The organism is Candidatus Hydrogenedentota bacterium, from assembly GCA_012730045.1.
GTDB lineage: Bacteria > Hydrogenedentota > Hydrogenedentia > Hydrogenedentales > CAITNO01 > JAAYBR01.
Window position 1 is genome coordinate 18,569 of record JAAYBR010000001.1, and the last position, 14,407, is coordinate 32,975.

Sequence of the window (14,407 nt, forward strand, 5' to 3'; positions counted from 1 at the left end):
CATCCTTCGCCCTCTTTCCGGGAACGCCAATCTCACCCCCTGCCGGGTTTCTCCTCCCCCAGGAGGATGCGGTGCTGGCGGAGGCGTTCGGCGTCGGTGCGGGCTACGGGGAGGGGGTTCCCCTGGGGGTCTATGCCCGCGTAGTACATGGCGGTGGCGACGGTGCCGGGGGTGGGGATGAAGCACTGGACCTGACGGGGCCGCCAGCCGCGGGCTTCCAGCCAGCCGGCGAGGGCGCGCATGTCGTCGTCCGTGCAGCCGGGGAAGGCGGTGATGAGGTAGGGGATGACGTACTGCTCCTTGCCCGCGCCGCGGGTGCCCTCGTCGAAGAGGCGCAGGAATTCCTCGAAACGGGCGAAGGGGGGCTTGCGCATGAGGCGCAGCACCTTGTCGTCGCAGTGCTCGGGGGCCACCTTGAGCTGCCCGCCCACAAACTCACCCACCAGCGCGCGCAGGAAGTCCCCGTCGTTGTCGGCGAGGTCGTAGCGGATGCCGCTGGCGACGCGGACATGGCGGACGCCGTCCAGGGCGGCGATCCGGCGCAGGAGGTCCAGATAGGCGTTCTCGTCGGGCCGGAAATGGCGGCAGACCCGCGGCGTGAGGCAGTCGGGCCGGGCGCAGGCGTCGGGGTCGGCGGCGCAGCGGGCGCGCCACATGTTGGCCGTGGGTCCGCCCACATCGCTGATGGACCCCTTCCACGCCGGGTGCCGCGTGAGGGCGCGCGCCTCCTCCAGCAGGGAGTCCGCGCCGCGCGACTGGATGCGGCGGCCCTGGTGCAGGGCGATGGAGCAGAAGGTGCAGCCTCCGGCGCAGCCGCGGTGCGCGGTCATGCTGAAGCGGATCATCTCGGCGGCGGGCACGGGCTCCCGGTGCGAGGGGTGCGGGTCGCGGGTAAAGGACAGGCCGTGGAGCCGGTCCATCTCCGCCTCCGACAGGGGCACTGCGGGGGGCGTAAAGACGACCTGCCGTTTTCCGCAGGCCTGCACGGCCCACTGGACGCCCTGGTGGGTCTGGCGCTCCAGCGCGAGGGTGGCGCGCATGAGCGCCTTGGGGTCCGCGAGGATGTCCTCATGCGACGGCAGGCGCACCCAGTCCGCCGGGGGCGGCGCGCCGGGCAGGTCCCCCAGCCGCTCCTCCGACGCCGCGCAGCACGCGGTGCCCGGGATGCCCGCCAGCGCCTCCGCAGCCGGGGTGTCCGGCGCGCGCGCCTCCAGCCGCCGCGCAACCTCCAGCACGGCGCGCTCGCCCATGCCGCAGACCACGAGGTCGGCCTTGCTGTCGAGGAGAATCGGGCGGCGCAGGCTGTCGCTCCAGAAGTCGTAGTGGCTGGCGCGGCGCAGGGACGCCTCGACGCCCCCCAGCACCACGGGCAGGCCGGGGAAGGCGTGGCGCACGAGGCCGGTGTAGACGATGCACGCGCGGTTGGGCCGCGCGCCGTGGCGGTCGCCGGGGGTGTAGGCGTCGTCGTGGCGGAGTTTGCGGAAGGCCGTATAGTGCGCGAGCATCGAGTCCAGCGCGCCCGCCGTCACCCCGGCGAAAAGTCGGGGCCGCCCGAGGCGCAGGAAGTCCTCCGGCGTGTCCCAGCGCGGCTGGGCGATGATGCCCACGCGGTACCCGTGGGCCTGGAGCCACCGGCCGATGAGCGCCGCGCCGAACGACGGGTGGTCCACATAGGCGTCCCCCGTCACCAGCAGCACGTCCAGCGCCTCCCAGCCGAGGCGGTCCATCTCCTCCCGCGACACGGGCAGCGGCGCGGGCCCGGCCTCCCGCGGCGGACGCGCGCGCCCCCCGCCCCCGGACCGTGCCGGGGCGGGGGCGGGTCCGCGCGGCGGGCCGCCGCGTTGGGGGGGACGCTGTCCGCGCATCATGCTCTCCCGTGGGTGGGCCCTACTTCTTCGGCGGGTAGGCGTCCGGCAGGATGCTCACACCCGTGGTGAAGACGAAGGGGAAGGGGAAGTCGCCGTTGGGGAACTCCATCTCCAGGAAGAAGGCCGTCCAGCCCTTTTCCGGGGCTTTGACGTCCGTGGTGTAGACGCCGTCTGCGGACAGGGGAAACTCGACGGCCTCGTGCTTCTTGCCGAGGGTTTCCAGCCGGAAGTCGCGGGCGTCGGGGTTCACGGCCTTCCACAGGCGCACCGCCGTCGGCTTGGTCTCGCAGCGGACCGTGAGCGATCCGTCCGTGGCACGGTCCCAGGCGAACTTCGGACGCGGCGTGCCCGCCATGAGGGCGTGGTAGAAGCCCGCGATGCGGAAATAGGCGTCGGCGTTCAGGCCGTGGTCCGTGTTCGGGAAATAGCAGAGGAACTTCTCGTCCTTCAGCCCCTCCCAGTAAAAGCGCCAGGAGTCCGCCGGGAAGAACTGGTCGCCCGCGGAGTTGCAGACGTACTTTGGCATGGTCAGCCGGTCGCGGTAGCTGTACGGGTCCACGACGTCCAGCAGCGCCTTCATCTCCGGCGTGTGCAGCCGGTCCGTGATCTTCATGTCCACATAGTCGGAGACCGAGGGCGCCCAGAACCCGTAGGCGTTGATGTGGTTTTCGAGCGAGGGGATGAAGTTGAGCACGTCAATGACCGCCGGGGCGATGCCGATGACCCGCTTGTCCACCGCCGCGACGGTCCAGGTGGTCCAGCCGCGTTTGGACCCGCCCGCCACGAAGAATCCGTCCGTCTGCGGGAACTCCTTCTGCACGAGGTCCATGGCGCGGACCACGGCCTTCGTCATGGGCAGCCGCGCCAGCCAGACCGGGTCGCCGCCCTGGAGGAACTTGTCCCACCCGTAGGTGATCAGCTCGTCCTCCTTGCGGCCCTTCTCGGCATAGCGCGGGTCCGTCTCGTCCGGGAAGCGCAGGGGCTGGTTGGGGATCTGCCTCACCTGCGCCACAATGGACTTTGTCGCCAGGGCGATTTTGTCAAAGGGGTCGTTCTCCGGCGAGGGCTCCGCCTTCAGCGGGTTGCCGCCGCCGCCGATGAACATCATCGCCTTCGTGAACGCCGTCTCCTTCGGCACCGTCACCACCACCTCGTGCTCCCACAGCGGGCGGTCCACCTGCGACGCGTCCAGCCACGTCTGCGAGACCATGTGGTAGAGGTAGGTGGTCGCCGCCGCACTCTCGGACTTCCCCGCCAGGGTGTACTTGAACGCCGGGTCCGGCGCCGCCACATAGTCGTCCAACGGCGTCGCAACCGCCACCGCGCACCCCAGCATGCACACCGCCGCCGCCAGGACAAGCCGTCCAAACATCATCTGCCTGCGCGTCATCGGAAATCTCCTGTCCGGCGGGAAGCCGGTCTGGTTGCCTCGGGAAGGCGGTCAGTGTGACACACTCTCCCTGAAAACACAACATGCGGGCGGTTCATCGGTGTTCATCCCTGTTCATCGGTGGTTCTCCTTAGAGGAGGGAGGCAACCACCGATGAACACCGATGAACACCGATGAGGAAGGAAGATGCCGCAGCGGCCGGGGAGAGGGCAGGAGCGGAGGGCGGCGAACCGCACGGGCGGCTTTCCTCACTCGCCCGTGAGTTCGCGCAGGATGCCCTCCCGGTGGGCGAAGAAGTCGCTGGCGACGCGGTAGTGCTCGGTCTCCTCGTAGGGCGTCACGGTGATGCCGTCCGCGGACAGGACGTGGATGCGCGCGCGGGGATAAGCCATGAGTATGGGCGAGTGGGTGGCGATGATGAACTGGGAGTTCTCCCGCGCGAGCCCGGCCATCAGGGACAGCAGCGCCATCTGGCGCGTGGGGGAAAGCGCGGCCTCCGGCTCGTCGAAGACATACAGGCCGTTGCCCCGAAGCCGCTTCGTCATGAGGGTCATGAACGCCTCGCCGTGGGAGCAGGCGTGGAGCGACTCCCCGCCGTAGGGAACCAGCCCGCCGTCCGCTTCCAGCGACTCGAGGTAGGTGGCGGCGTTGTAGAAGGTCTCGGCGCGGAGAAAGAAGCCGTCCCGGGGTCGGCGCACGCCGCGCACGAGGCGGAGGTGCTCATGGAGTCCGGCGTGAGTCTCCCTGGTCGAGAAGTTGAAGTTGCGGCTGCCGCCCTCCGGATTGAAGCCTGCGGCCACCGCGAGGGCCTCCAGCAGGGTGGATTTACCCGTGCCGTTCTCCCCCACGAGGAAGGTGACCTCCGGATGCAGGTCAAGGGTGTCCAGATGCCGGACGGCGGGGATGTTGAAGGGGTACTCGGCGAACGAGGGCACCCCCTCCCGCTTCAGGGACACGCTGCGGAGGAACTGGTCTGAAAGCATGGCGCGCGGACTCCCGGCCCCTTCCGGGGCGGTTGATTTTCCGCCGGAGGCGCGCCTATAGTCAATTCATGGTTCGGTGACCGGCCCGGGGGCTGGAACCGGACACCACCCGGACGGGCCGGAGAGGTGTCATGGGCGCATGGTTTTTGCCAACCTTCGAGGGGGAGCTGGAAACGCCGGAGGGGGCGGAGGAGGCGCTGGCGCGGGTTACGCGCGCCTTAAAGGAGCGCCGCCTGTTCCCCTTCACGAGCCCCCGCTGGCGGTATGAGATTGTGGAGTCCAGCCGGAACCGCCTGCGGTTCCGCGCGGCAAATCTGGCCACGGAAATCACCATCGGCCTGAACGACGTCTTCATGGAAACCTACGGCGGCAGGGCGCTGCGCTACAGCGTTTCGTCCTTCAAGTGGATTCTCTATGTCGTCGCGCTGGCGGGGGGCATCATGGCTTTCCAGGGCGCGCTGTTTCTGGTGCTGCCGTCTGTTGGCAACGGCATGACCGGCGGAAACCCGGGCGCGCCCGTCTGGCTTCTTGCCGTGTCGCTCTTCTTCTTCCTCGTGGTGTTTTCCATGATCATGCTCCTGGTGCACCGCCCCATGGCCCGCCGGATGCTCGAGGCGCGGCTGCGCGCGGTCATTGCGGGGACGGATCCGGACGCGTCGCCGGAGGGGCGATTCATGACCAACAACGGCTACCGGTACCGGTCTGAGGCGACCGTCTGGGGGCTGCCGCTGGTCAGCATCGCCGTCGGCCCCAAGGACGGAAGCCTGCGGGGGGTCGCGAAGGGGGTTATCGCCGTCGGCGACGTGGCGGTGGGCGTGGTGGCCGTGGGCGGGGCGGCGTTCGGTGGGGTGGCGCTTGGAGGGCTGGCCGTGGGTGCCCTGGCCGTGGGCGGGGCGGCGCTCGGCCTGACGGCCTTTGGCGGCCTGGCCGTGGGACTCCTCGCGTTCGGGGGGCTGGCCGTGGGGGTCGGTGCCGTGGGCGGACTCGCCATTGGCATTTCGACTTTCTCCCCCGGCCCTTAATGCTAAGATGACCCCGCATGCGCGGCGGGATGCGCCGGCGCGGGGAGTCTTCCTTATGGCGCAAAAAATCGTGGTCACGGGCGCGGGCGGGTTTGTGGCGGGGAGCATTCTGGCGCAGGCGGGGTCGGCGGTGGGACTGCATGCCGTCACGCGGGGAAAACCGCTTCTGGAGCGGCCCGGCATCGTGTGGCATGCCGTGGACCCCGGCGACGGGACCCCGGTGGCGGAGCTCATCCAGGCCCTGCGGCCGGACGCGGTGATCCACACCGCCGCCATCGCGGACATTGATTATTGCGAGGCCCACCGCGACGAGGCGGAGCGGGTGAATGTCGCGTACACGCGCGCCGTGGCGCGCGCCTGCGCCGCCACCGGCGCCCGGCTGGTCCACTGTTCCACGGACACGGTTTTCGACGGGGAGACGGGCCAGTATGCCGAGGACGCCCCGGTCCACCCCCTGAACTTCTACGGCGAAACCAAGGTGCGGGCGGAGGAGGCGGTGCGCGCGGCGCTGGCGAACGCCGTGGTCGCGCGGGTCTCGCTGGTGATGGGCCTGCCGGTGCTGGGGGTCGGCAACTCGTTCCTCGCAAAGATGATCGCGGCGTTCAAGGAGGGCCGCGAGGTCGGCGTGCCGCCGAACGAGATCCGCAGCGCCGTGGACGTGGCCACGCTGGGCCTCGCCCTGCTGGAGCTGGCGGGCCACCCCTTCACGGGGACGATGCACCTGTCGGGCAACGACCGCCAGAGCCGGGTGGACCTGGTGCGGCGGGTCGCCCGCCATTTGGGGTATCCTGAAAGCCTCGTGGTCCCGAAGGACCCGGGGAACATCCCCGGCCGCGCCCCGCGGCCCCGGGACGTGTCGCTGGACAACACGCTCGCGCGCAGGACCCTCTCCACGCCCATGGCGGGCACGGAGGAGGGGCTGGACCGCGTGCTGGCACTGGAAAGGAAGACGAGACGTGGTGCCCAAGATTCTGTTTGAGCTGGAGAGCAAGTTCGGCTCCACCTACGGCGAGGAGGAGCAGGCCGCGATGATGCGGGTCCTGCGCGAGAACGCGCCCACCTCGGGCGACCACTGCATCGCCTTTGAGCGGGCCTTCGCGGAGTACTGCGGCACCGCCCACGCGCGGGTCGTCTCCAACGGCACCGCCGCCCTGTTCCTCGCGCTCCTGGGCGCGGGGGTCGGCCCGGGCGACCGCGTGCTGACGACGCCCCTCACCTGGATCGCCACGGCGGCGGCGGGCGTCACCCTCGGCGCCGAGGTGGACTTCGTGGACATTGACCCCGACACCTACAACATGGACCCGGCCCGGCTGGCGGAGAAGATCACGCCGAACACGAAGGCCGTGCTGCCGGTCCACCTCTACGGCCAGTGCTGCGACATGGACGCGATCCTCGGCCTCGCCCGGAAGCACGGTTTCGCGGTGATTGAGGACGCCTGCCACGCCGTCGGCGCGGAGCACAAGGGCCGCAAGGCGGGCAGCATGGGCGCGGCGGGCTGCTTCAGCTTCCACGAGCAGAAGAACATGTCCACCCTCGGCGAGGGCGGCGTCATCACCACCAGCGACCCGGAACTCTTCGAGCGCGCGGCGCTCTACCGCTCCCACTGCACGCGGGTCTACGGCAAGAGCACCAAGTATTGCAGCCTGGACGAGGCGAAACTGCCCATGGGCAAGCGGTTCTGGTGGCAGGACTTCGACGACTGCGGCTACAACTTCCGCATGACGGACATGCAGGCCGCCGTGGGGATCGTGCAGCTGGCGAAACTGGACGCCCTCAACGCCCGCCGCGCCGAGGTGACCGCGCAAATCCAGGAGGGGCTGGCCGGGGTGCCCGGGCTGAAACTGCCCAAGGCGCGCCCGGAGAACAAGCACGTGTGGCACCTGTGCCCCATGGAGATTGACGCCGCCGCCTTCGGCATGGGCAAGGACGACTTCGTCTACGCCATGCGCGAGGAGCACGGCGTCCGCATCGGCACGCACTACATCCCCCTGCACTGGACCACGGCGTTCCAGAAGCGGGGTTTCCGGCGCGGGCAGTTCCCCGTGGCCGACGCCGCGGCGGAGCGGCTGGTCACCCTGCCGATCCACCCCCGGCTGACCGACGAGGGCATCGCACACCTTGTTTCGAGCATCAAGGCCCTGTGCCGCCGTGGATGACCGTCCGGAGGTGAGCCCGCGCACGGCGGCCCTGCTGGCCGCGTTGCTGCTGTGCCTCGCCGCCGCGAATCTCTGGTGGCTTGCGAACGACCGCCATCCGTGGTGGCTCGACGAGCAGGTGCATCTGGAGAAGACCCGCGAGGTCTACCAGGCCCTGTTCCTCGATGATGCCCCCCTGCCCGCGCGCGTCGCCGCCGCGTTCCGCGTGCCCCCGGGCAACCCCGCGCATCCGCCGCTCCTGTACTGGTCCGGCGCGCTGCTCATGGGTGTCTTCGGCTACCACCCGGACATCATGACCGCCGCGAACACCCTGTGGTTCCTCCTGCTGCTGCTGGGGGTGTTTGCGCTTCTGCGGACCTGGCTCCCGCCGGGGGAGGCCCTGTGGGGCACCGCATTGGCCGGGCTCACGCCCGGCGTCTTTGCGCTGTCGCGGTATTTCATGACCGACTACCCCGCCGCGTGCCTCGTTGTGTGGGGCGTGTGCGCCCTCGCGCGGAGCGAGGGCTTTGCCCGCACGCGCTGGGTCCTGCTCTTTGCCGGGGTGAACGCCCTCGCGCTCCTCGCGCGCACCGTCGCCCCGGCGTATTACCTCGCGCCGCTCCTCTGGGTGCTGGCGGCGGGGGGCTGGGCCGCGCTGAGGGGAACACGGACCAACACGGACCGACACGGACGGAACACGGACGAAGCAGGCAGCGAGGGCCCGGGGTCCGCGCCCCCTGGGACCGCCAGGCTCCAGCGGGACCGGGCCGGGGGATGGCGCCCCGCGCTGCGCTTCGCCCTCCACCTGATCCTGCCCCCCCTGGCGGCGCTCCTGCTGGCCGGGCCGTGGTATGCCGTCCACCGCGACGCCTTCCTCGGCTACTGGACCGGTCACCGCGCGGCGGACACGCCGCCCTTCGCCTTTGTGGAGACGTCCGCCCCCGCCGCCCCGCGCGCGGGCCTCACGCTCATGGCCGAGCAGGCGCAGGGCGCGAAGGACCAGAAACCGGCCGCCACAAAGCCGAAACCCCAGCCCCCGCGCGGTCCCCTCGACCCCGTCCTGCGGCCCGCCGTGCCGTGGTCGCGCTATCCCGTCTTTGTCATCAACAACGGACTCTTCCTGATCCCCTTCCTGCTGGCGCTGGCGGGGGCTGTCGCCGCTCTGGCCGTGCCCCGGTTCCGGCGGATGGCGGGCTTTCTCGGCCTGTGGATCCTGGGATCGTGGGTGCTGTTCACCGTGCTGTTCCGTTTTGGAACCCCGCGCTACGCGCTCCCCGTGCTGCCCGCGCTGGCCGCCTTTGCGGCCCTGCCCGCGCTCCTGCCCCGGCGGCGGGCGGTGCGGTGGGCCTGCCAGGGCGCCTGCCTCGCCGTGTTCGCCGTGCCATGGTTCGTGCTGACAGTCCAGCCCGTGCCGGGGCTGCGCGGTCTCTGCCTGCCCCTCACCCCCGACGCCGGGTCGCTGGCCCGGTATGACGAAAAGGGCCTCTACCTCTGCAAGGACCGCCTGAGCATGGGGTTTGCCTATTCCTGGCTCGGCGCGCCGCAGCGCGACAACTATGTGGAGCGCATCTTCGCCGTGATGGCCGCCGAAACCGCCGACCGTCCCGATGCGCCGGGGCAGGACGCCCTCTACGCCGTGGTCAACCTGCGCGGGTTCGGGTTCCAGGACGCCCATTACCGCCCCGGCGACCCCTTCCGCCTCGCGGGCCTGCCGGAGGCGCGGCTGCGCCTCGGCGCGCACCGGAGCACGGTGGAGGAGCTGGAGCCGTTCCTGTCCAGCCTGCGCTTCGTCATCTTCGCCCTGGAGACGGGCCGCGAGGGCGGCGAGGCCGCGTGGACCGAATGGCTCACCGGGCGGGGTTTTCATCTGCTGGACCGCTTCGAGGAGCCGCGCCGCGCCACCGTGCCGGGGTATCTGGTCGCCGTCTTCGCGCGGAACCCCGAGCCCGGCACGGGGCCCGTGACGCCGGAGCAGGTGGAGGCGGCGGACATCCCGGCCCTTTTCACCGCCCTCAACACCCCCGGCGCGCTCCCCGCGCGCGCCGACGCCGACCGCGCCGCCGCCCGGCTCACGGCGCTCCTCGCCGAAGCCGACAAAACCGCCCAGCCCCTCGGCAGCGCGCTGGGGCTCACCGCCCACGCCTGGGAGCCGCGCCCCGGCGGCGGCCTCCGGCTCACCCTGGTCTTCCGCGTGGCCGCGGCGCCCGGCAACGGCACCATCGCCCTCGCCCCCCGCGACGCGGCGGGCGCCGCCCTCGCCCCCGCCCAGTTCCGCCCCGCCCCCCCCATGACCGAATGGCTCCCCGGCGACTACCGCATGGTCCGCCACGACTTCCCGGCGGACACCCCCGCGCCCGCCCAGGTCCAGGTGGCCCTCATCGGCCCCACCGGCGCCCCCGAGCCCCCCGCCGCCACCATCCCCGGGCCGCCGCCGCAACACTGAGCCCCCGCACGACTCCCGGCAGAAAAGACATTCATCCGCAGATTGCGCAGATGACGCAGAGGGTTGATTTCAAAGGACATAGGCGCGACCCATTCCCCCTGTCCATCTCGTCCATCCTGTCCATTTCGTCCATCCCTCCGCCGCATTCCCCAAAAAACCTTTCCGCCCCCCTTGACAAACGGCCAAACTTGTGTTAGTTTATTGATACAATCAGGCAAAGGAGCGGCCCCATGCTCATCACCATCAACCAGAGTGACGGAACCCCGATCTACTTCCAGATCGTCCGTCACATCAAGCACCTGATCGCCACGGGGCGTCTCGGGCCGGGGGACGAGCTCCCCACGGTCCGCGCCCTGGCCCAGCAACTGGTGATCAACCCGAACACCGTGGTCCGCGCCTACCGCGATCTGGAGGCCGCCGGGCTCATCTCGTCGCGGCGCGGCGCGGGCACCCGGGTGGCCGACCGTCCGGTGCCCTATTCGGAGGACGAGTGCCGCCGCATCCTGTCGGAGCGGCTGGACGGCGTCATTGTGGAGGCGAGAAACCTGAACATCCCCCTCGGGAAGGTTGTCGAACTGCTGAAAGAACGCGACCGGGCGCTGCGTCCGGCCGGAAACACAACGCGCAAGGAGGAAGGTCATGAGTAACGGGAACGAGTCGGCGCCGGTGATCGAGGTGACGGGGCTGGGCCGCAAGTACGGCAAAAAGGAGGCGCTCCAGGACGTGAGTCTGCGCGTCGGGTCGGGCGGCGTGTTCGGCCTGGTGGGCGAGAACGGCGCGGGCAAGACCACGCTGATCCAGCACCTGCTCGGGGCGCTGCGGCCCCAGTCGGGCACGGTGCGCGTGTTCGGGGCGGACCCCGCCTACGACCCGCCCGCCGTGCTGTCCCGCATTGGCTACCTTTCCGAGGACCGCGACCTGCCCGGGTGGATGCGCGTCGGCGAGTTTCTCCGCTACATGCGCGCCTTCTACCCCGGGTGGGACGCCGCCTTCGCGGAGCGCATGGTCGGCGAGTTCGGCCTGAACCCCGCCGCGAAGATCCGCAGCCTGTCGCGGGGCGAGCAGGCGCGCACGGGCCTGCTGGCCGCCGTCGCCCACCGGCCCGAGCTGCTGCTCCTCGACGAGCCGTCGTCCGGCCTGGACGCCGTGGCGCGCCAGCAGATCCTCGCCGCCGTCGTGCGCACCGTGGCCGAGGAGGGGCGCACCGTCGTCTTCTCCTCCCACCTCCTCGACGAGGTCGAGCGCGTCGCCGACCACGTCCTCATGCTGCACCAGGGCCGCGTGGTCATGGACATGCCCATGGACGAGGTCAAGGCCCGCCACCGGACCCATCTCCTCCGCTGGGCCGAAGTCCCCGCCGCAGACGCCCCCGCCCTGCCCGGCATGCTCCGCGCCGAGCGCGACGGCCGCGAATGGCGCGTCCTCTGCGATGGCGACCCCGAAGCCCTCGCCGCCGCCGTCCGCGCCGCGGGCGGGGAAATCCTCGAAACCGCCCCCGCCACCCTTGAGGCCGTTTTCGTCGCCCGCGTCGGCGCGTAGGGAAGGGAACGCATCGTGGTGGGTAACACGAAAATGCGCGCCCTCCTCTGGGAGGAGGCGCGGGTTGCGGGCAGCATCGCGGCGGCCATGCTTGCCGTCGGGGTTGTCGCGCTGGTGCCCCTCCGTCTTTCGTACATTGGGCAGCACAACCTCTGGCACCATGTGGGGGATCATGTGCGGGCCGTGGTCATTCTCGTGCCGGCCCTGACGGCGCTGCTGCTGGTGCTGGGCATGGGGAACTCCGGACAGATGCGGGGGGGCGGCTTTCCCCGCCGACTGCTGCGGCTGCCGGTGCGCACCCGCACGCTGGTCACCCTCGCGCTGGTCTCCCGGACGGCGCTGCTGCTCCTTGTGTCCGCTCTGCTTGTGCTGTGCGCGAACCTCCTGTTTGGACAACGGCTGGATTACTCGCCGGTCCTCCTCATTGCGGCGGGGTATCTCGTCATCCAACTGGCCGACTGGGTGCGCCCCGTCGCGCCGATGCTCGCCGTGGCCGCCGTTGCGGCGCTGGCCGCGCTGCTGCCGCAGGCTGACGCCCTGTCCCTGGGTGTCGCGGGGAACGCCCTGCCGTGGACCGCGCTGGCGGCGGGGGGGGCGGTGCTGGCCGGGGCGGTGTGGGGGCTGGGGCTGTGGGTGGTGGACCTCCACCGCCACGGCGAAACGGTCCGCTGGCTGGCCCTGCCGCGCTGGCGGGAGCCCTGGGAGGGGCACTGGACCCCAAAGGCCACCCCCTTCAAATCCCCCTTCGCCGCCCTGTTCTGGTTCGAGATGCGCCGCACAAGCCTCTTTCTTCCCCTCGCGACGGCTCTTTTCTGGGTGCTCGGGGCCGCTCTCATAGCCGGGCTTCAGTGGCCGAAGGGGGACGAGAATTCTTTTGTCATGCCCCCCGACGTCTTTGTATTCCAGATACTGCCCTTCGCGGCGCTGATTCTGGCCGCCTTCGTATGGCACGGGTTTGCTTTTCTCCCCAGCATCTCGGCCAGTGGAAAACGAGGGTTCGCAGGTCCTTCGCCGGTGCTGCCTGCCCCCCCCGGTGCCCTGGGGTCAGCGCGTCTCGCTGGGGCCGCCCTCAATCTGTCCCTGGCCTTGGGTATGGCCTGGACAACGCAGGTAGTGCATTTTTTGGTCATGGACGGGGGCCGCTATGGCCAAATGCTGGCGCGGGGACTGGCCGAGGACACCGTGAGCGTCCGCGAGGCGGTGATTAGCCTGCTGGGGCCCGGGCTGGTGGTGGCGGGCGCGTGCTGGGTTCTGATGACGTCCTTCTACGGGATCGTGTTTCTTTTTCTGGCAAGGCATGTGCTGTTCATTTCGCCCGACTTGTACGACTACTATTCGCTCGGTCTGTTTCTCTTCTTGATCATCGTTCTGCCGTTTCCCGCACTTTTTCTTGCCGAGGCCTGGGCAGGGCGCCATGCCCGCCGGACGGTTGCCGGGGTGATGCTGTTCTGGGCGCTGCTGGCAATGGCCCTCTTTCCCTTTTCCAACGCCGCGCCGCAACGCCAGATACTCGACGTCCTTTTCTGCCTGGGCCTTTCCGGGGCGCTGGTGTCGTGCTGGCCGTTCAGCCTCATCAACCGCTGGGGCTGTACAGGACACCGCGTGCCCGCGTTTCACCGATGCAACCATCCGGCTGTCGGCGGGCGAAAGGCGACGCCCAGAGTCCCGCGTGCGCTTGCGGTGGCGGCAGTGGCCTTGCTCTGTCTCACGGCCTGGCTGCGCTGGCCCTTTGAGCCCGCCTGGCAGAAGGAATTCCGCGACCAGGGACTCCCGGTGACCCTTGAGGAGCTTGAGGCCGCGCACCCGCCCGTCCCGAAGTCGGAAAACCTCGCGGAGCTTCTCCTGGCCGCCGCAGAGGCGGCGTGGCGGATGGAGGAGGAATGGGTGCGCACCCAGCCGGAGTATGGCACTCTGAAGTGGACTTTTCGGGACAGGCAGCCCCTCCGGGGGGAAGTCTCCGTGGAGCGGCGCTCAAAGGTGCCGGCCGACGCCCTGGAGATAACGGCGGCCTACCGCGAAAACGTGGGCAGGCATGTTTCCGCAATGGTGCATGAGGCCGTGACCTCCGGACTGACCCGGAGCCGGTATCCGATGAACATCCGGAAGTTGCTTGAAGACGACAGAAACCATCTCAGCTTTCTTTTTGAGCTGTCCAGGAACCAGTTGGTGGAGGCGTTTCTCGCGGTGATGGAGGGGCGCAATCAGGATGCCGTCACCGCGCTGGCCGACACACTCGGCATGGCGGATTCCCTGCGAGAGGACCCCTTTCTCATATCCCAACTGGGGCGCGGGCGCCTCCTGCAGCAAACGACAAGCGACTTGGAACTGGTGCTCAACCGGACGATCTTGAGCGAGGAGCATCTTGCGCGCCTTCAGACTGCCCTCTTCCATGCCCTGCCGCCAAGGTCGGAGCCCCCCTTCATGGAGCCGTCCTTCCATTTCGAGACCGTTATTGCCATGCACCAGTTGGAGAAGATGCTCGACGGACTGTTCGGAGTCTCAGACAAGCTTGTCATTGTTGACGATTACAGGGAACGGCGCGATTGGGCGCGCGCGATTCTGCGGACTCGGGCATTTCCGGACCGTTCAAAGGGCCATGGGTCACGCGATCTTGTTCCCCGGACTATCCCGCTCATGATGTACGGCATGCTCAGAGGCGCCTTCACCCGCGCCCAGGAGGCCGAATTCCGATTTCGAACCCACGTGAACCTGGCCCGCACCGCGCTGGCAGTGGAGCGGTTCCGGGGGGCGACTGGGCGTTTACCGGAACGGCTGGAGGAGCTGGTGCCGGAATGGCTGGACGAGGTGCCCGCCGACTATTGGAACGAGGGCAAGCCCCTGTCCTACCGCGTGCGGCAGGATGGGGAGTATGTGGTGTACTCCTTCAGTCAGGACCGGGAGGATGACGGCGGGGACGAGGTAAAGAAATGGTGGCGGGACGGCGACATGACCTTCACCGTCGCGCCGCCGGAGGCGCGGGCGGAACTGCGGGTGCCCGCAGTGGAAGGCGCGGAATCATGAGCATCG

10 protein-coding genes are annotated in these 14,407 nt (G+C 69.6%); 7 read left to right on the plus strand and 3 right to left on the minus strand.

Going from position 1 to position 14,407, the window contains the following annotated elements; translation table 11 throughout:
• Positions 1 to 32: 32 nt before the first annotated feature.
• From GXY15_00075 to GXY15_00085, 3 genes are all read right to left on the minus strand, one after another.
• The gene (locus tag GXY15_00075; GenBank protein ID NLV39612.1) at positions 33 to 1,865 is read right to left on the minus strand and encodes a YgiQ family radical SAM protein; all 1,833 of its coding nucleotides are present in this window, start codon (positions 1,863 to 1,865) and stop codon (positions 33 to 35) included.
• A gap of 22 nt (positions 1,866 to 1,887) precedes the next feature.
• Positions 1,888 to 3,258, minus strand: coding sequence for a PhoPQ-activated pathogenicity (locus GXY15_00080; GenBank protein ID NLV39613.1), 1,371 nt, complete (start codon positions 3,256 to 3,258; stop codon positions 1,888 to 1,890).
• Between the two features lie 248 nt (positions 3,259 to 3,506).
• Positions 3,507 to 4,241, minus strand: coding sequence for an AAA family ATPase (locus tag GXY15_00085; GenBank protein ID NLV39614.1), 735 nt, complete (start codon positions 4,239 to 4,241; stop codon positions 3,507 to 3,509).
• 131 nt (positions 4,242 to 4,372) lie between these two features.
• Here GXY15_00085 and GXY15_00090 point away from each other — a divergent pair, with 131 nt between their 5' ends.
• The 7 genes from GXY15_00090 to GXY15_00120 all read left to right on the plus strand — a co-directional run bounded on the left by GXY15_00090 (position 4,373) and on the right by GXY15_00120 (position 14,401).
• Positions 4,373 to 5,263, plus strand: a complete 891-nt coding sequence (locus GXY15_00090; GenBank protein NLV39615.1) for a hypothetical protein — start codon at positions 4,373 to 4,375, stop codon at positions 5,261 to 5,263.
• A 55-nt stretch (positions 5,264 to 5,318) separates the two neighbouring features.
• Positions 5,319 to 6,242 carry an SDR family oxidoreductase gene (locus GXY15_00095; GenBank protein ID NLV39616.1) on the plus strand — a complete coding sequence of 308 codons (924 nt, stop codon included), beginning with the start codon at positions 5,319 to 5,321 and terminating at the stop codon, positions 6,240 to 6,242.
• Entirely contained in the window at positions 6,220 to 7,419 is a 1,200-nt protein-coding gene (locus GXY15_00100) for a DegT/DnrJ/EryC1/StrS family aminotransferase (protein NLV39617.1), read from the plus strand. Before GXY15_00095 ends, GXY15_00100 begins: the two co-directional genes overlap by 23 nt.
• Entirely contained in the window at positions 7,412 to 9,841 is a 2,430-nt protein-coding gene (locus tag GXY15_00105; GenBank protein NLV39618.1) for a hypothetical protein, read from the plus strand. The genes GXY15_00100 and GXY15_00105 overlap by 8 nt, the downstream gene beginning before the upstream one ends.
• Positions 9,842 to 10,071: 230 nt before the next feature.
• Positions 10,072 to 10,488, plus strand: coding sequence for a GntR family transcriptional regulator (locus GXY15_00110; protein NLV39619.1), 417 nt, complete (start codon positions 10,072 to 10,074; stop codon positions 10,486 to 10,488).
• Positions 10,481 to 11,380, plus strand: a complete 900-nt coding sequence (locus GXY15_00115) for an ABC transporter ATP-binding protein (GenBank protein NLV39620.1) — start codon at positions 10,481 to 10,483, stop codon at positions 11,378 to 11,380. The genes GXY15_00110 and GXY15_00115 overlap by 8 nt, the downstream gene beginning before the upstream one ends.
• Before the next feature lie 18 nt (positions 11,381 to 11,398).
• Positions 11,399 to 14,401 (plus strand): hypothetical protein, encoded by a 3,003-nt coding sequence (locus GXY15_00120; GenBank protein ID NLV39621.1) that lies wholly within the window; start codon positions 11,399 to 11,401, stop codon positions 14,399 to 14,401.
• The last annotated feature ends 6 nt before the right edge of the window (positions 14,402 to 14,407 follow it).

Excerpts from the sequence above, each read along its gene's own strand:
- GXY15_00075 (NLV39612.1), bottom strand. The coding sequence starts at position 1,865 with ATGCGCGGACAGCGTCCCCCCCAACGCGGCGGCCCGCCGCGCGGACCC.
- GXY15_00080 (NLV39613.1), bottom strand. The coding sequence starts at position 3,258 with ATGACGCGCAGGCAGATGATGTTTGGACGGCTTGTCCTGGCGGCGGCG.
- GXY15_00085 (NLV39614.1), bottom strand. The coding sequence starts at position 4,241 with ATGCTTTCAGACCAGTTCCTCCGCAGCGTGTCCCTGAAGCGGGAGGGG.
- GXY15_00090 (NLV39615.1), top strand. The coding sequence starts at position 4,373 with ATGGGCGCATGGTTTTTGCCAACCTTCGAGGGGGAGCTGGAAACGCCG.
- GXY15_00095 (NLV39616.1), top strand. The coding sequence starts at position 5,319 with ATGGCGCAAAAAATCGTGGTCACGGGCGCGGGCGGGTTTGTGGCGGGG.
- GXY15_00110 (NLV39619.1), top strand. The coding sequence starts at position 10,072 with ATGCTCATCACCATCAACCAGAGTGACGGAACCCCGATCTACTTCCAG.
- GXY15_00115 (NLV39620.1), top strand. The coding sequence starts at position 10,481 with ATGAGTAACGGGAACGAGTCGGCGCCGGTGATCGAGGTGACGGGGCTG.